The sequence below is a fragment of the Streptomyces sp. NPDC058246 genome, assembly GCF_042881985.1.
GTDB lineage: Bacteria > Actinomycetota > Actinomycetes > Streptomycetales > Streptomycetaceae > Streptomyces.
Window position 1 is genome coordinate 266,415 of sequence record NZ_JBHVWZ010000005.1, and the last position, 16,742, is coordinate 283,156.

The window sequence follows — 16,742 nt, forward strand, 5'->3', positions numbered from 1 at the left end:
CGACGGCGGGCCAGGCTCAGGCCGAGGCGATCGGCAGCACGTCGGGTGACAGGGCGCCCGCGCGGGTCGTGGCGGCCGTCATACGGCGGCGGTGGTGCCGGCGGCACAGGACCTCGTAGCCGATGTCCTCGGCCTGGTTGACGTCGCCGACGACCACTTGGGCGCCCTCGACGACCATCTCGCCGCCTATGGTGCGGGCGTTGTGGGTGGCGCGGGCGCCGCACCAGCACAGCGCCTCGACCTGCAGGACCTCGACCCGGTCGGCCAGCTCCACCAGGCGCTGGGAGCCGGGGAAGAGCTTGGAGCGGAAGTCGGTGGTGATGCCGAAGGCGAAGACGTCGATGTCCAGGTCGTCCACCACACGGGCCAGTTGGTCGATCTGCGCCGGCGCCAGGAACTGCGCCTCGTCCGCGATCACATAGTCCGCCCGGCCGCCCTGCGAGAGATGGTCGACGAGGTACGCGTACAGGTCCTGGTCGTCCGCCACCTCGACCGCGTCCGTGACCAGGCCAAGGCGCGAGGAGAGCTTGCCCTCGCCCGCGCGGTCGTCGCGCGTGAAGATCATGCCCTGCAGGCCCCGGGCCGAGCGGTTGTGCTCGATCTGGAGAGCCAGCGTCGACTTCCCGCAGTCCATCGTTCCGGAGAAGAACACCAGCTCGGGCATGGGGAGTTGAGCACCTTTCGGCAACCGCGGATCGGGAGGGGCGGGCGGAGCGGGAGGGACGGATCGGAAGGGACGGATCGGGAGGGGCGAGGCTTCAGGAGCGTACTTGCAACAGGGGTACGAGCTGTTCGACGGGGGTCATCGAGCCGTGGTTGCCGACCATGGCCGACTCCTTCGGCTCGCGCTCGGTCGCGATGATCAGGACGTCGTCGCGAGCCGCCGCGACGACGTCGCCGATCCGGGCGTACACCCGGTCGTCGACCTGCGGGCCGAACCAGCCCGCCGCGATCGCCTCGTCCCGCGAGGCCACCCAGAACTGCTCGCCGAGCACCTCGCGCCAGCAGGTCAGGACATCCGCCTCGGCGCCCGGAACGGCGTAGACATGGCGGGCGCGGCCCTCGCCGCCCAGCAGGGCGACCCCGGCGCGCAGCTCCCAGTCCTCGTCGAAGTCGATGCGGTGCTGCTCGTCGAACGGGATGTCGATCATGCCGTGGTCGGCGGTGACGTACAGGGCCGTCCGCGGCGGCAGCTGCTCGGCGAGGCGCTGGACCAGGCGGTCGACGTACATGAGCTGGCCGCGCCACGGGTCCGAGTCGACGCCGAAGCGGTGGCCCTTGCCGTCCACCTCGGCGTAGTACGTGTAGACCAACGAGCGGTCCCCGGCGGCCAGTTGTTCGGCCGCGAGGTCCATGCGCTCCTCGCCGGACAGCCGCCCGTGGAACGTGCCGCCACTCAGCGCGATCTTCGTCAGGGGGGTGTTCTGGAAGGTCGGGGACGAGACCTGGGCGGTGTGCACACCGGCCGCGTCGGCCAGCTGGAAGACCGTGGGGTACGGCTGCCAGGCGTGCGGGTCGGTCCACGGGTTCCAGCGGAGCTGGTTCATCAGAGCACCGGTCGCCGGGTTGCGCGCGGTGTAACCGGGCAGGCCGTGCGCGCCGGGCGGCAGGCCGGTGCCGACGGAGGCGAGGGAGGTCGCCGTGGTCGCCGGGTAACCCGCCGTGATCGGTCGGCCGCTGCCCCCGCGGGAGGACGCCAGGAGCGACGTCATGAAGGGCGCCTCGTCGGGGTGCGCCTTCAGCTGCTCCCAGCCGAGGCCGTCGATCAGGAAGACGCAGTTCCGGTCGGCCTCGGTCAGCTCGGGTATGGCGGCGGTCATGCCGGGCACGGCCATGCCCGCGGCCAGCGTGGGCAGCAGGTCGGCGAGCGAACCGGTGCCGTACTCGGGGACGGGCGCGGAGTCGACGGCGAGCGGTTCGGGGTGGTCCCAGGCGGGCAGTGCCATCAGCGCGTGATGTCCGCGGTCGCCTCGGAGAGGGACTGCGCGAAGGCGAGGGCCTGGCGGACCGTCTCCGGACCGTCCCCGGCCTCGCTGACCCGCAGGCTCAGGTCGTCCGCCGTCGAATTGCCGGTGTAGCCGTGGTCCGCCTCGCAGTTGGGGTCGCCGCAGGCGGCGGGCTCCAGGTCGATACGGGAGACGGCGCCCCAGCCGATGGTCAGGACGACCTCGCGGGGCAGCGTGCCCGGCGTGTACGACTCGGGGTTGGCGACGACGCGGCTGACGACGACCGACGAGATCCGGCCGAGCTTCACCGACTCGGTCGACGTCGTGGCGTAGGGCGTCGGCGACGTCGTGTCCGCGTTCTGCTCGTCGGTGTGGCTCACGATGAAGCGGTTGTCGGTGAGGACGAGCACGGTGACGTGCCGCCGCACCTCGTTCGCGTCGAACGTGGTCTCCTGGTGAACCAGGTACGACCGGATGGTCTCGCCGCCGATCGCGGCCTCCACCGCCTCGGCCACGAGGGCCGGGTAGTAGCCGCTGCGCTCGATCGCCGCTCGCAGCCCCTGGGTCGTCGTACTGGTCTTGGCCATGACGTCCATCCTACGGGGGCCCACTGACTGCGAGGCACCGCTCGCGGCTGTCCGTCGTGGACGGAACGGATGCGCGAGCGGATGAGCGCCGGCTCAGACGACGGGGAGCGTCCGCGGGCCGAGGTCGTCGCGGAGGGGCGCGCGGGCCAGCCGCACGGTGGCACCCAGCACGCTCAGGCCGCGCGGGGCGACGACCACGGGCTCCAGGGAGACCGCGACGACCTCCGGGTGGTCGTCGACCAGCCGGGACACGCGCAGCATCAGCTCTTCGAGGGCCGCCGTGTCGACCGGCGCGGAGCCCCGCCAGCCGAACAGGAGCGGCGCGGTCCGGATCGACCGGACGAGCGAGGTCGCGTCCCGGTCGGTGACCGGAATCAGCCGGTGCGCCATGTCCCCGAGCAGCTCCGAGGCGGCACCGGCGAGCCCGAACGACAGCACCGCGCCGGCCGCCGGATCGATCACCGCCCGTACGACGGTGTCGACCCCGCGCGGGGCCATCGCCTGCACGACCGGCCGAAGCTCCTCCGGCGTCCCGAACAGCTCGGTCAACTCCGTGTATGCCCGCCGCAGTTGCTCCTCGTCCGCCAGATCGAGCCGGACGCCGCCCAGGTCGGCGCGGTGCCGCAGGTGCGGGGCGGTGGTCTTGAGGGCCACGGGGTAGCCCAGGGTGCGCGCGGCCGCCACGGCGGCGTCCGGCGTGGGTGCGGGCAGCGCCCGGCGTACGTCGATGCCGTACCGACCGAGCAGGGCGCCCGTCTCCTCGCCGCCGAGGGTCAGCCCCTCCCCCCGTACGAGCAGCCCGTCGATCAGCCCGGCAGCCCCCTTCTCATCGATGTCCTCATACTCCGGCACCCTCCCGGGTTCCCCGGCATCGCGCCGCCACTGGGCGTACTTCACGGCTTGCGAGAGGGCCCGGACGGCACGCTCCGCGGCGGGGTAGGCGGGGATGAGGCGGGGGTCGGACTCCGGGTCGCCGCTTGCCGCGGTGGGCAGGCCTTCCGCAGGGCGACGGGGGGCACCCCGCTCGGGCGAGGCCGAGAGTGGGGAAGGGCGGGCGCCGCCTGCAGTGCCGGGTGCCTTCGGGCCGGCCTGTGGTGCGGTGACGGCGGCAGCGGACAGAGCCTCGGCAAGCCCGCCGAGCTCGACGTGGACCACGAGCACCGGCTTCGCCGGAAACGCCGTGGCGGCAGAGCGGAGAGCCTGGGCCAGCGCCTCGTCGGCCGCCGACGTCTCCCCCACCGCCGGAATGGCGGTCACCACCACAGCGTCACACCCCCCGTCGGCGAGGGCTTCCGACAGCGCCTGCCGGAAGTCCTCCGCCGACGCCCCCGTGGTCAGATCCGACGGAGGAAGCGGCCGGAGCCCTTCGGCAAGACACGCGTCGTACGTGAGCAACCCCAGCGACTCGGAGTTCCCGAGGATCGCGACCCGGGGCCCGAGGGGAAGCGGCTGGCGCGCCAGCAGCAGTCCCGTGTCGACGAGCTCGGTGATCGTGTCCACCCGAATCACCCCGGCCTGCCGCAGCAGCGCCGACACGGTGGCGTGCGGCAACCGGGTGGCCCGCACGGCATGTCCCTGGGGAGCCGCGCCACCGTGCCGCGCCCCCTGCACCACGACCAGCGGCTTCGCCGCCGCCGTCCGCCGCGCGAGGCGGGTGAACTTGCGGGGGTTGCCGATGGATTCGAGGTACATCAGGGCGACGTCGGTGTCCGGGTCGTCGTACCAGTACTGAAGTACGTCATTGCCCGAGACGTCCGCCCGGTTGCCGGAGGAGACGAAGGTCGACACGCCGGTCACGCCCGTGACACCGCCGCCGCGCCGGTGCAGTCGGGAGAGCAGCGCGATGCCGATGGCACCGGACTGGGCGAACAGGCCGATCCGGCCGGGGCGCGGCATCTCGGGCGCGAGCGAGGCGTTGAGGCGCACATCGGGGGACGTGTTGATGACCCCGAAGGCGTTCGGCCCGATGATGCGCATCCCGTACGTACGCGCCTGGCGGACCAGTTCGCGCTGGCGCTCGCGCCCGTCGGGCCCACTCTCGGCGTACCCGGCGGAGACGACCACCAGCCCCTGCACCCCGTGCTCACCGCACTCCGCGACGACCTCCGGGACGTACGGCGCGGGCACGGCGACGACGGCGAGGTCGACGGGCTCGGAGATCTCGCGGATGGAGCGGTGTGCCGGGACGCCGTCGAGCTCCTTCTCCTCCAGCGCCTTGTTCACCGCGTACAGACGGCCGGTGAATCCGCCGTCCCGGAGGTTGGTGAGGACGCTGCGACCGACCCCGCCCGGGGTGCGGCCCGCACCGATGACGGCGACCGAGCGGGGCGCGAGCAGCCGGTGCACGGACCGGGCCTCGGCGCGCTGTTCCCGCGCGCGCTGCACGGCGAGCGACCGGTCGGTGGGTTCGAGGTCGAACTCCAGGCGTACGACACCGTCCTCGAAGTGCCGCTTCTGCTGGTACCCGGCGTCCGTGAACACCTTGATCATCTTGGTGTTGGCGGGCAGCACCTCGGCGGCGAAGCGGCGGATGCCGCGCTCGCGGGCCACGGCCGCGATGTGTTCGAGGAGGGCGGAGGCGACACCGCGCCCCTGGTGCGCGTCCTGCACGAGGAAAGCGACCTCGGCCTCGTCGGCGGGAGCGGACGCGGGCAGGCCGTCGGCATTAATGCGGTCATAGCGTACGGTGGCGATGAACTCGCCGCCCACCGTGGCCGCGAGACCCACCCGGTCCACAAAGTCGTGGTGCGTGAAGCGGTGGACGTCCTTGGCGGACAGTCGCGGGTAGGGCGCGAAGAAGCGGTAGTACTTCGACTCGTCCGATACCTGCTCGTAGAAGCTGACCAGGCGCTCGGCGTCATCAACGGTGATGGGCCTGATGCGTGCGGTCCCGCCGTCGCGCAGCACCACGTCGGCTTCCCAGTGGGCGGGGTACTCGTGCCGGTCCGACGAGGTCTGCATGGGCCCCAGAGTACGGCTCGCGTCCGACAACGGCGCGAGGCAGTCTGTGGGGGACGGAGGTCGGATCGAGGCCGCGATCCGACACCACTCGGGACGGAACGCGGGGACCCTTCCGGATCTTGAGGGAACGCAAGCAGCCTTCTGGATCGGGACGGGACCCACGGCCGCTCCGGGCACGCTTCACGATATGGGACACTGGTCTAGACAACCCTGAACACTGAAGGGCAGCATCACATGGCTGAGCGCCGCGTCAACGTCGGCTGGGCTGAGGGCCTCCACGCCCGCCCCGCCTCCATCTTCGTCCGGGCCGCCACGGCCTCCGGCATCCCCGTGACGATCGCCAAGGCCGACGGCAACCCCGTCAACGCGGCCTCCATGCTCGCGGTCCTCGGCCTGGGCGCCCAGGGCGGCGAGGAGATCGTCCTCGCCTCCGACGCCGAGGGTGCGGACGCCGCCCTCGACCGTCTGGCCAAGCTGGTCTCCGAGGGGCTCGAGGAGCTTCCCGAGACCGTCTGAGCAACGCCTCCGTAGCGGTGCCTTCGCCCCCAGGGCGTCACCCAGCACACATTTCGGAGACATATCGAAGGGCTCGCCCGAAAACATCGGGCGGGCCCTTTGCTTTTCCGGATTGCGGGCAGCAGAAATAATCCCCCGCGAATTACTTCTCTTTGTATACGGCCCTCGTGTTAATGCCGCAGGCCCGTCATGTTTACGGGATGTTGCGAACTCCTCACACGTTCCGGTCGATCTCCGCCGCCGGGAAAGCGGAGCCGGTGGGCGGCCGTGGCGCGCTCGGTGTGCAGCGCCGTGATCGCCCGGGCCCGCTCGCTGTCCCCGCGCGCGACGGCGTCCACGATGCCGCCGTGCTCGGCCCAGGACTCCGCGGGGTTGGCCGGCGCCTCGACCGCGTACATCCAGGCGATCTTGTGCCGCAGCTGGGCGAGCGTGGAGGTCAGCGCGGAGCTTCCGGAGGCCTGCGCGAGGGTCTCGTGGAACCAGCCGCCCAGCGAACGCAGATCCTCGCTGTGCCCCCTCCTGGCCCGCTCCTGACCCAGCCTGACCAGGCCTCGGAGCACCTTGAGGTGGGCCTCGGTGCGGCGCTGTGCGGCCCGCGCCGCGCCCAGCGGCTCAAGGAGCATGCGCATCTCCAGCAGGTCGGAGGCCTCCTGCTCGGTGGGCTCCGCGACGCACGCGCCCGCGTGCCGACGGGTGACCACGAAGCCCTCGGCCTCCAGGGTGCGCAGGGCCTCGCGCACGGGGACGCGCGAGACGCCGTAGCGGCGGGCGAGCAGTTCCTCGGTGAGCCGGCCGCCTCGCTCGTAGACCCCCGCGACGATGTCGTCACGGATCGCCGTGCATACCGAGTGCGCCGGAATACGCATGACCGGACCTCCGCTTTAATCCCCGTGAAACGCCGTCGATTGACGCTTGTTCAGTGACTCTATTGCAGAAAGCCTGAATTTCCGATGGCGGGCCGGAATCCATGGATATTTTTTGGACAGGCGGCCGCGTGAAACGACGATGCCCCGGCTGGCTGAGCCGGGGCATCGGAAGGCCGAAGAAGAGGTGACGCGCTCGTCAGACGTTCACACCGTGCGAGCGGAGGTAGGCGACGGGGTCGATGTCCGAGCCGTACTCCGGGGTCGTGCGGGCCTCGAAGTGGAGGTGCGGCCCGGTGGTGTTGCCGGTGGCCCCGGAGAGGCCTATCTGCCCGCCCGGGGTGACCGTCTGGCCCACGGAGACACCGATGGACGACAGGTGGCCGTACATGGTGTACGTGCCGTCGTGCATCTTGATCACTACTTGATTGCCATAGGCCCCGCCCCAACCGGCCGTGACGACAGTGCCGGAGCCGACGGCGTGCACCGGGGTGCCCGACGCGGCGTGGAAGTCGACGCCGGTGTGGCTGCCGGAGGACCAGAGGCTGCCGCCGGCCTTGTAGCCGGTGGAGATGTACGAACCGGTGATCGGCAGGACGAAGGAGTTGAGGCGCTTGCGCTCGGCCGCGCGGGCGGCGCGTTCCTTGGCCTCACGCGCCTGCTCGGCCTTCTTCGCGGCCTGCTTCCGGGCGGCCTCCTCGGCCTTCTTCTGCGCCGCAGCCTCGTCGGCGGCGTACTGCTGGGCGGCGGCCTGCGCGTCGATCTTCTCGGCGATGGTGTCGCCGATGGTGATCACGGGTGTGAGGCCGGTCTGCTCGACGGAGGGCTCCGCGGCGAGGGCCGGGGACGCGAGGGTTCCGATGACACCGGTGGTGGCGAGCGCGGCGACGCCGACGGCGTTGGCGGTCGTGCGCTGTGCGCGGCCCGGTCGACGATGCTTCCCGGTGCCACAGATGAACGCCATGTAGGGGCTGATCCTTTCCTTCCCTCTCGCCTACCGGGTTAGCTGACGGGTTCGGAGCAGGAAGGTCTCCTACGGACCCCTCCAAGGGAGGGCGTCCGATTCACCCCAGGGACTGCGTATGGGTCCCCGGCTCCCCTGGCTCGCGCCGTACGGGGACTCGGCGATGACTGTCCGGTGCCGCGGGCGCGGCGCACTGCGTGACGAACAGCCGGACCGACGCTAAACGGGACATCTTTCAATCGACAAACGGATCACGGCTTTTGTAGCGCATGCCACAGGGCAGACAGGCAACCTCCCTACCAATACGGACACCTTGGGGACGAAGTCCGCGATGAGGGGACGAAGTCCGGGCAAACGGAGACCCAGGTGACGCTTCGGTCACCTGGGTCCTCGGGTGGCCCCTCGTGGAGCCGGGCCGCGCTACTCGGCCCGTACGACGGTCACTTCACCGATTCCGAGGGCCTTGACCGGCTCCTCGATCTGCGCGGCGTCACCCACCAGGACGGTCACCAGACGGTCGACCGGGAAGGCGTTCACGGCGGCCGCGGTGGCCTCCACGGTGCCGGTCGCGGCGAGCTGCTGGTACAGCGTCGCCTGGTAGTCGTCCGGCAGGTACTGCTCGACCTGGTCGGCGAGCGTGCTCGCGACGGCCGCGGCGGTCTCGAACTTGAGGGGTGCCACACCCACCAGGTTCTGTACGGCGACGTCGCGCTCGGCGTCCGTCAGGCCCTCGGCGGCGAGGGTGCGCAGCACCTTCCACAGGTCGTCGAGCGCCGGGCCGGTGTTCGGGGTGTCCACGGAGCCGCTGATGGCGAGCATCGCGATGCCGGTGCCGTCCGGCGCGGCGCGCAGGACCTGGCCGAACGCCCGCACTCCGTAGGTGTAGCCCTTCTCCTCGCGCAGGACGCGGTCCAGGCGCGAGGTGAGGGTGCCGCCGAGGCAGTACGTGCCGAGCACCTGGGCGGGCCACACGCGGTCGTGCCGGTCGGCGCCGACGCGGCCGATGAGCAGCTGGGTCTGGACGGCACCGGGACGGTCCACGACGATCACGCGGCCGGTGTCGTCGGCGGTGACCGGCGGCACGGGGCGCGGCTCGGCGGACGAACCGGTCCAGGAGCCGAGCGTGTCGGTGAGCAGCCCGTCGACGTCGACGTCGGTGAGGTCACCGACGATGACGGCAGTGGCCGTCGCCGGGCGTACGTGCTTCTCGTAGAAGGCGCGCACGGCCGCCGAGTCGATGCTCTGGACGGTCTCCTCGGAGCCCTGGCGCGGACGCGACATGCGCGAGGTCGCCGGGAACAGCTCCTTGGAGAGCTCCTTGGCGGCCCGGCGGGCCGGGTTGGCCGTCTCGTGCGGGATCTCGTCGAGCCGGTTGCGGACCAGCCGCTCGACCTCGCTGTCCGCGAACGCCGGTGCCCGCAACGCGTCGGCGAGCAGACCGAGCCCCTTGGACAGGCGCGAGACGGGGACTTCGAGCGACAGACGTACGCCGGGGTGGTCGGCGTGCGCGTCCAGGGTGGCGCCGCAGCGCTCCAGCTCGGCGGCGAACTCCTCGGCGGAGTGCTTGTCGGTGCCTTCGGAGAAGGCCCGCGCCATGATCGTGGCGACGCCGTCGAGGCCGGCCGGTTCGGCCTCCAGGGGCGCGGCGAGGATCACCTCCACGGCGACGACCTGCTGGCCGGGGCGGTGGCAGCGCAGGACGGTCAGGCCGTTGTCGAGCGCGCCGCGCTCGGGGGCCGGGAAGGCCCACGGCTTGGCCTCGCCGGCCTGGGGCTGCGGGTGGAACTCCATGTTCGCGAGCTCGGTCACTTCGCCGACTCCTCGTCCTCGTCGGTGTCTTCCGCGGCTTCAGCGGCTTCGGTAGCGATCGGCTCGTAGACGAGCACCGCACGGTTGTCGGGACGCAGGCGGGCCTGGGCGACCTCCTTGACCTCCTCGGCGGTGACGGCCAGGACGCGCTGCACGGCGGTCAGGGCGAGCTGCGGGTCGCCGAACAGGACGGCGTACCGGCACAGTTCGTCGGCGCGGCCTGCGACCGTGCCGAGCCGGTCCAGCCACTCGCGCTCCAACTGGGCCTGGGCGCGCTCCATTTCCTCGGCCGTGGGGCCCTCCGCGGCGAACCGGGCGAGTTCCTCGTCGACGGCGGCCTCGATGACCGGGACCTCGACGTCACCGGACGTCTTCACGTCCAGCCACCCCAAGGAGGGCGCTCCGGCGAGCCGCAGCAGGCCGAATCCGGCCGCGACGGCGGTACGGTCGCGGCGTACGAGCCGGTTGTAGAGCCGGGACGACTCGCCGCCGCCGAGGACGGTGAGCGCCACGTCGGCCGCGTCGGACGCGCGCGTGCCGTCCTCCGGAAGCCGGTAGGCGGCCATCAGGGCACGCGCCGGGACCTCTTCCTCGACGACCTCGCGCAGCTCCTCGCCGATGATCTCGGGCAGCGCGCCGTCGCGCGGAGCGGGCTTCCCGTCGTGCGCGGGGATGGAGCCGAAGTACTTCTCGATCCAGACGAGCGTCTGCTCCGGGTCGATGTCGCCGACGACCGACAGGACCGCGTTGTTGGGCGCGTAGTAGGTCCGGAAGAACGCGCGGGCGTCCTCCAGGGTGGCCGCGTCCAGGTCCGCCATCGACCCGATCGGGGTGTGGTGGTACGGGTGGCCCTCGGGGTACGCGAGCGCGGTCAGCTTCTCGAACGCGGTGCCGTAGGGCACGTTGTCGTAGCGCTGCCGGCGCTCGTTCTTGACGACGTCCCGCTGGTTCTCCATGGACTCGTCGTCGAGCGCGGCGAGCAGCGAGCCCATGCGGTCGGCCTCCAGCCAGAGCGCGAGCTCCAGCTGGTGGGCGGGCATGGTCTCGAAGTAGTTGGTGCGCTCGAAACTCGTCGTGCCGTTGAGCGAGCCGCCCGCGCCCTGGACGAGCTCGAAGTGACCGTTGCCCTTCACCTGGCCCGAGCCCTGGAACATCAGGTGCTCGAAGAGGTGAGCCAGGCCGGTACGGCCCTTGACCTCGTGGCGCGAGCCGACGTCGTACCAGAGGCACACCGCCGCGACCGGGGTCAGATGGTCCTCGGAGAGCACCACGCGCAGGCCGTTGGCGAGGCGGTGCTCGGTCGCTGTCAGGCCGCCGGAGCCTGCCTCAGCTGTGGCCGTGTGACCCATGGGCATGTACGTCCCTTCGATCGCGGAAACTGCATATTTCCTGTCGGTCCTGCCACTGTATGCAAGCGCGCCGACAGCTGGCGAAGTTCCCGCGCCTCGTACGCCCAGAGCGAGACTCGCGGACGGCTCGGGCGTGTCCCACGAGGCCCCCCGGGGCCCGCTACGGACGGGTCGCGGTCGGCGTTGTCAGTGGGGCGGTCCACAATGGTCCGCGTCAGAACCCGTTCATGCCCCGGCAGAGACTGTGAAGGAGCCGCAGCAGCGATGGCCCGCCGCAGCACGAAGACCCCGCCGCCCGACGACTCGTACGAGGAGAAGATCCTCGACATCGACGTCGTGGACGAGATGCAGGGCTCCTTCCTCGAATACGCGTACTCGGTCATCTACTCGCGAGCCCTGCCGGACGCGCGCGACGGCCTCAAGCCCGTGCACCGCCGCATCGTCTACCAGATGAACGAGATGGGCCTGCGCCCCGACCGCGGCTATGTGAAGTGCGCCCGCGTCGTCGGCGAGGTCATGGGTAAGCTCCACCCGCACGGCGACGCGTCGATCTACGACGCGCTGGTCCGGCTGGCGCAGCCCTTCTCCATGCGCCTGCCCCTGGTGGACGGCCACGGCAACTTCGGCTCGCTCGGCAACGACGACCCGCCGGCCGCCATGCGTTACACCGAGTGCCGGATGGCCGACGCCACGTCACTGATGACCGAGTCCATCGACGAGAACACGGTCGATTTCACGCCGAACTACGACGGCCAGGAGCAGGAACCGGACGTCCTTCCCGCGGCGTACCCGAACCTCCTGGTGAACGGCTCGTCGGGCATCGCCGTCGGCATGGCGACGAACATGCCGCCGCACAACCTCGGCGAGGTGATCGCCGCCGCCCGGCATCTGATCCGCTACCCGGGCGCCGATCTCGACACGCTGATGAAGTACATCCCGGGCCCCGACCTGCCGACGGGCGGCCGGATCGTCGGTCTCTCCGGCATCAGGGACGCGTACGAGTCGGGCCGCGGCACCTTCAAGATCCGCGCCACGGTGTCGGTGGAGAACGTGACGGCGCGCCGCAAGGGCCTCGTCGTCACCGAACTGCCCTTCACCGTCGGCCCGGAGAAGGTGATCGCGAAGATCAAGGACCTGGTCGGCGCCAAGAGGCTGCAGGGCATCGCCGACGTGAAGGACCTCACCGACCGCGCGCACGGCCTGCGCCTGGTCATCGAGATCAAGAACGGCTTCGTGCCGGAAGCGGTCCTGGAGCAGCTCTACAAGCTGACGCCGATGGAGGAGTCCTTCGGCATCAACAACGTGGCGCTGGTGGACGGCCAGCCGCTCACCCTGGGCCTCAAGGAGCTCCTGGAGGTCTATCTGGACCACCGCTTCGAGGTCGTGCGCCGGCGCAGCGAGTTCCGCCGCGGCAAGAAGCGCGACCGGCTGCACCTGGTCGAGGGTCTCCTCGTCGCCCTCCTGGACATCGACGAGGTCATCCGCCTCATCCGCTCCAGCGACAACTCGGCGCAGGCCAAGGAGCGCCTGATCGAGCGCTTCTCGCTCTCCGAGATCCAGACGCAGTACATCCTGGACACGCCGCTGCGCCGTCTGACCCGGTTCGACCGCATCGAGCTCGAGTCGGAGCGCGACCGGCTCAACGGCGAGATCGACGAGCTGACCGGCATCCTGGACTCGGATGCGGAGCTGCGCAAGCTGGTCTCCGCCGAACTGGCCGCGGTGGCCAAGAAGTTCGGCAACGACCGGCGCACCGTGCTCCTGGAGTCGGCGGGCGCCCCCGCCGCGACGGTCCCGCTCCAGGTCGCCGACGACCCGTGCCGCGTGTTGCTGTCCTCGACCGGCCTCCTCGCCCGTACGGCCAACGGCGACCCCTTCGGAGAGGTCGATGAGGAGACCAAGCGCACCAAGCACGACCTGATCGTCTCCGCGGTGCCGGCGACGGCCCGCGGTGAGATCGGCGCGGTCACGTCCTCGGGCCGCCTGCTCCGCCTGAGCGTGATCGACCTCCCGCAACTGCCCGAGACGGCTTCGGCACCCAACCTCTCCGGTGGCGCACCGATTTCGGAGTTCCTGTCCTCCCTGGAGGCGGACGAGACGGTGATCTGCCTGACGACCCTCGACGAGTCCTCGCCGGGCCTGGCGATCGGCACGGCACAGGGCGTCGTCAAGCGCGTGGTGCCCGACTACCCCACGAACAAGGAGGAGTTGGAGGTCATCACCCTCAAGGACGGCGACCGCATCGTCGGCGCGGTCGAGCTGCGCACCGGCGAGGAGGACCTGGTCTTCATCACGGACGACGCCCAGTTGCTGCGCTATCAGGCCTCGCAGGTGCGCCCGCAGGGCCGTGCGGCGGGCGGCATGGCAGGCATCAAGCTCATCGACGGCGCGAAGGTGATCTCCTTCACGGCGGTCGACCCCGCGGTGGACGCGGTGGTGTTCACGGTCGCGGGCTCGCGCGGCACTCTGGACGACTCCGTCCAGACGACGGCCAAGCTGACCCCGTTCGACCAGTACCCGCGCAAGGGCCGCGCCACCGGTGGCGTGCGCTGCCAGCGGTTCCTGAAGGGCGAGGACTGCCTGTCGCTGGCCTGGGCCGGCCCGGTGCCGGCGCGTGCCGCGCAGAAGAACGGCACGCCCGCCGAGCTGCCGGAGATGGACCCGCGCCGCGACGGCTCGGGCGTGTCCCTGGCGAAGACGGTGGCGGTGGTGGCGGGGCCGGTGTAGATCAACCGGTCGCGTCAGGATCCTTGTCCTGAGCGTCGCGTGCGTCAGGATCCTTGTCCTGTACGTCGCGAGCGTCAGGATCCCTGTCCTGTACGTAGCGGAGGACGCCCCACATGCTGTGCTCGTCGGCGTGTGGGGCGTCGTCTTTGCACGCCTCCAGTTCCTTGGCCAGCGCCGCCGTGTCGATGCCGGAGCCGATGAGGACGAGCTGGGTGAGACGCGCGTCGGCGCCCTCCGCAGGAGCCCAGGGCTCCGGGTAGAAGCGCAGGAACCGCCCGACGGCGTGCACGGCGTACCGGTTGGCACGGTCCTGGACGCCGAAATCCACGTACCCCTTGATGCGGTAGAGCCCCTCGGGCCTGCTGTCGAGGAACTCCATCAGCCGCCGGGGGCCGAGCGGGACGTCGGAGGTGAAGGACAGGGTGTCGTAGGCGGAGTGCAGATGGCCGGCGTGGGCGTGCTCGTCGTGACGGTCGTCAAGGTCGTGATCGTGACGGTCGTGGACGTCGTGGAGGTCGTCGAAGGACAGCTGCCCGATACGCTCCTCGCTCGGCCTGCAGTCGAAGAGGAACTCGGGGTCGACCCGGCCGTAGGTGGCGGGCACGACGGCGGCGCGATCGGCGAGTTCGCGGACGACGTCCAGCACGCGCTCGCCGTCGTCGGCCCGGTCGATCTTGTTGACGACGACGAGATCCGCGAGGGCGAGATGCCGGTCGATCTCGGGGTGCTTCGCGCGCGTACCGTCGAACTCGGCCGCGTCGACCACCTCGACGAGCCCCCCGTACACGACCCGCGGATGCTCACTGGCGAGCACCATCCGCACGAGCTCCTGGGGCTCGGCCAGCCCGCTCGCCTCGATGACGATGACGTCGATACCGGCCGAGGGCTGAGCGAGCCGCTCCAGATACACATCCAGCTCACTGGCGTCGACGGCGCAGCACAGACACCCGTTCCCCAGGGAAACGGTGGAATCCCCCAGCGCTCCCGCCACGGCCATGGCGTCGATCTCGATCGCGCCGAAGTCATTGACGATGGCCCCGATGCGGCTGCCTCCGCTGCGGTGCAGCAGATGATTCAGGAGAGTGGTCTTTCCGGAGCCCAGGAATCCGGCGAGGACGACGACCGGGATCTGCTGTGGACTCTGCTGACTCAACGTGCGCCCTCTCTGAACCGTCGCGTACGCCGGCGCGCGGACCGGCTCCCGTACGAGGGCGGCTCACGCCCTGGCACTCGTACGAGGAATGAATGCCGACCCAGCATACGAGCAGGAGGAAACGCCCCGAAGTGAACGATTGTTAGCGGCGCTCGCGGGGCACACGTTGGACATGGCGCCGGGACACGCGACCCGCACTTCCCTCCGTGCGCCTCCTCTCCGCCTCCCCGCCGATCAGAGCCGCTCGGCAAAACTGGGAGACGGCAAGCGCGCCGCCCACCGCTCGCCGGTCCGCTCCCTGTCGCCCCACACCCGACGACCGGCGGACGGTCGCCTGATTCGGGGGTTGACATGGTCACACGGAAAGTCAAGGTACGGAGCTTGGGCTCCGCCGCCGCCGCAGCGATCGGCTTGGTGACAGGAGCCGCCGTCACCCTGGCCGCCCAACGCACCACGCTGGACGCGTTGCACGCACGCATCGAAGTACTGGAACAAGCCGCGCAGATCCAGCGCCAGGCCAACCTCGCCCATCAGCAGCGGCTGCACTGGGAGCTGTTGAGCAAGGCGATGGACGATCCCGAACTGGCCGAGGTACTGAACGCCTACGAGGGGACCGTCTCCCCCAGGAAACAGCGCCAGTTCCTCTTCGCCAACGCCTTGTACACCAACGCCCTCTGCTACTACCGCATGGGCAACATCACCCGCGAGGAATTCTTCGGCTTTGCCCGAGGCATGCTCCAACACCCCATTTTCCGGGAGTACTGGTACGCGACACGCCCCCATCGGGCAACCCTCATCGACACCTCCGACGAAGCCGAAATCGGACGTATGGTCGAGGATCTCTTGGTCCAGTTGGAGGAAACGGACATCGACGAGTGGTGGGTGGTCGGCGAGCCGCCGACCGAGTAGCAGCTTCCGTCATCTGCGCACCGGTGGTAAACACCTCGCCCCGCGCCACCCTCCCGAGCGGATCACACTCCCGGGCGATAACGAACCAGTAAACCGCCGCGTTTCCACAGTTGCCAACAGGGTTGACTACTGCGCGATCACGTACGGGTCGATCCCCCGCTGAACCGCCGCTCCACGCCGCTCGGTCGTCGAGGCCGCAGCCCCACAGGGCCGCATCGCGCCGCGCAGCAACAGCGCGCGCAGGTACATCCCACCTCGTCGAGACCAAAGGGAATCAAGAACAGTGAGCCACATCATCCGTCGGATTGGCACTCCTCCGAGCGCGCGAGGAAGCACGACCGGAGCCAATTGCCCAGACATTTTCGAATTGTCCGACGGAAGGTTCGCTGTCATCGGAACAGATGTCACCGACACTCTCGACGCCGAACTCCCCGCCGACGCGTCGCGCGCCGACTACGAACGCATCGTCGTAGTCACCCGCGAAACCCTCATTCACGCGAAGGTGGATATCCCGGACGCATAGTCGGCCACAGCCGTACGCTCACTCAAGCACGGCATCATCACATCAACGTGCGTTCGTTTCGCCCTCGGTGGTCCCGACTCGTCCTGCGCCTTTTCCGGCAGGACGCGATGGGACGGCCCACACCATGACCTCCGGGTCACAGCACGAAAGGCCGAGACATGGCGACCATCGTCCGTCGGATCGGCGTCTCTCCCAGCGCCCGAGGCAGCGCGTCAGGACAGACCTGTCCCGACATCTTCGAACTCAGCGACGGCAACTACGCCGTCATTGGCACAGAAGCCACGGCGGAACTCGATGGCGAACTCCCCGCGGACGCCGCTCGCGCGGACTACGAACGCATCGTGATCATCAGCCGCGAGACACTCATCCAAGCCAGGAGAGACATCCCCCGCGCCTAGCGGCAGCTCTCCAGCGGAAGCGGTCGTCCATGTCCCG

At 70.2% G+C, this 16,742-nt stretch carries 14 protein-coding genes and 1 riboswitch; of the genes, 5 read left to right on the forward strand and 9 right to left on the reverse strand.

Features of this window, described 5'->3' with window-relative positions:
* Nucleotides 1-16 precede the first annotated feature (16 nt).
* From ACFVXA_RS10275 to ACFVXA_RS10290, 4 genes are all read right to left on the reverse strand, one after another.
* Entirely contained in the window at nt 17-664 is a 648-nt protein-coding gene (locus ACFVXA_RS10275; protein ID WP_362017129.1) for a thymidine kinase, read from the reverse strand.
* 94 nt (nt 665-758) lie between these two features.
* Entirely contained in the window at nt 759-1,946 is a 1,188-nt protein-coding gene (locus tag ACFVXA_RS10280; protein ID WP_362017127.1) for a nucleotide pyrophosphatase/phosphodiesterase family protein, read from the reverse strand.
* Entirely contained in the window at nt 1,946-2,533 is a 588-nt protein-coding gene (locus ACFVXA_RS10285; protein WP_362017124.1) for a DUF5998 family protein, read from the reverse strand. The genes ACFVXA_RS10280 and ACFVXA_RS10285 overlap by 1 nt, the downstream gene beginning before the upstream one ends.
* Nucleotides 2,534-2,626: 93 nt before the next feature.
* Complete coding sequence (locus ACFVXA_RS10290) at nt 2,627-5,494, reverse strand: GNAT family N-acetyltransferase (protein WP_390024591.1); 2,868 nt, start codon at nt 5,492-5,494, stop codon at nt 2,627-2,629.
* Between the two features lie 234 nt (nt 5,495-5,728).
* Here ACFVXA_RS10290 and ACFVXA_RS10295 point away from each other — a divergent pair, with 234 nt between their 5' ends.
* A complete protein-coding gene (locus ACFVXA_RS10295) occupies nt 5,729-6,010 on the forward strand; it encodes an HPr family phosphocarrier protein (RefSeq protein ID WP_079309245.1) in 282 nt (93 codons plus the stop codon).
* Nucleotides 6,011-6,180: 170 nt separating this feature from the next.
* Here ACFVXA_RS10295 and ACFVXA_RS10300 read toward each other — a convergent pair whose 3' ends face one another.
* From ACFVXA_RS10300 to ACFVXA_RS10315, 4 genes are all read right to left on the reverse strand, one after another.
* Entirely contained in the window at nt 6,181-6,876 is a 696-nt protein-coding gene (locus ACFVXA_RS10300) for a GntR family transcriptional regulator (protein ID WP_362017119.1), read from the reverse strand.
* A 196-nt stretch (nt 6,877-7,072) separates the two neighbouring features.
* On the reverse strand, nt 7,073-7,837 hold the full coding sequence (locus tag ACFVXA_RS10305; RefSeq protein WP_383740293.1) for a M23 family metallopeptidase: 765 nt from the start codon (nt 7,835-7,837) through the stop codon (nt 7,073-7,075).
* Nucleotides 7,838-7,849: 12 nt separating this feature from the next.
* A riboswitch (cyclic di-AMP (ydaO/yuaA leader) is annotated at nt 7,850-8,010 on the reverse strand.
* A gap of 247 nt (nt 8,011-8,257) precedes the next feature.
* Complete coding sequence (locus ACFVXA_RS10310) at nt 8,258-9,646, reverse strand: M16 family metallopeptidase (protein WP_383906591.1); 1,389 nt, start codon at nt 9,644-9,646, stop codon at nt 8,258-8,260.
* Entirely contained in the window at nt 9,643-11,001 is a 1,359-nt protein-coding gene (locus tag ACFVXA_RS10315; protein WP_383906589.1) for a M16 family metallopeptidase, read from the reverse strand. Before ACFVXA_RS10315 ends, ACFVXA_RS10310 begins: the two co-directional genes overlap by 4 nt.
* Before the next feature lie 258 nt (nt 11,002-11,259).
* On the opposite strand from ACFVXA_RS10315, the gene ACFVXA_RS10320 reads away from it, so the two are divergent.
* Nucleotides 11,260-13,722 carry a DNA topoisomerase (ATP-hydrolyzing) subunit A gene (locus ACFVXA_RS10320; protein ID WP_390024593.1) on the forward strand — a complete coding sequence of 821 codons (2,463 nt, stop codon included), beginning with the start codon at nt 11,260-11,262 and terminating at the stop codon, nt 13,720-13,722.
* Nucleotide 13,723: 1 nt separating this feature from the next.
* Here ACFVXA_RS10320 and ACFVXA_RS10325 read toward each other — a convergent pair whose 3' ends face one another.
* Nucleotides 13,724-14,875, reverse strand: coding sequence for a CobW family GTP-binding protein (locus ACFVXA_RS10325; RefSeq protein WP_390024595.1), 1,152 nt, complete (start codon nt 14,873-14,875; stop codon nt 13,724-13,726).
* A 351-nt stretch (nt 14,876-15,226) separates the two neighbouring features.
* On the opposite strand from ACFVXA_RS10325, the gene ACFVXA_RS10330 reads away from it, so the two are divergent.
* The 3 genes from ACFVXA_RS10330 (at nt 15,227) to ACFVXA_RS10340 (ending at nt 16,705) form a co-directional block, all read left to right on the forward strand.
* A complete protein-coding gene (locus tag ACFVXA_RS10330) occupies nt 15,227-15,784 on the forward strand; it encodes a DUF6082 family protein (RefSeq protein ID WP_389751700.1) in 558 nt (185 codons plus the stop codon).
* Nucleotides 15,785-16,067: 283 nt separating this feature from the next.
* Complete coding sequence (locus ACFVXA_RS10335) at nt 16,068-16,307, forward strand: hypothetical protein (protein WP_362017105.1); 240 nt, start codon at nt 16,068-16,070, stop codon at nt 16,305-16,307.
* A 158-nt stretch (nt 16,308-16,465) separates the two neighbouring features.
* Nucleotides 16,466-16,705 (forward strand): hypothetical protein, encoded by a 240-nt coding sequence (locus ACFVXA_RS10340; RefSeq protein WP_362017103.1) that lies wholly within the window; start codon nt 16,466-16,468, stop codon nt 16,703-16,705.
* Nucleotides 16,706-16,742 lie beyond the last annotated feature (37 nt).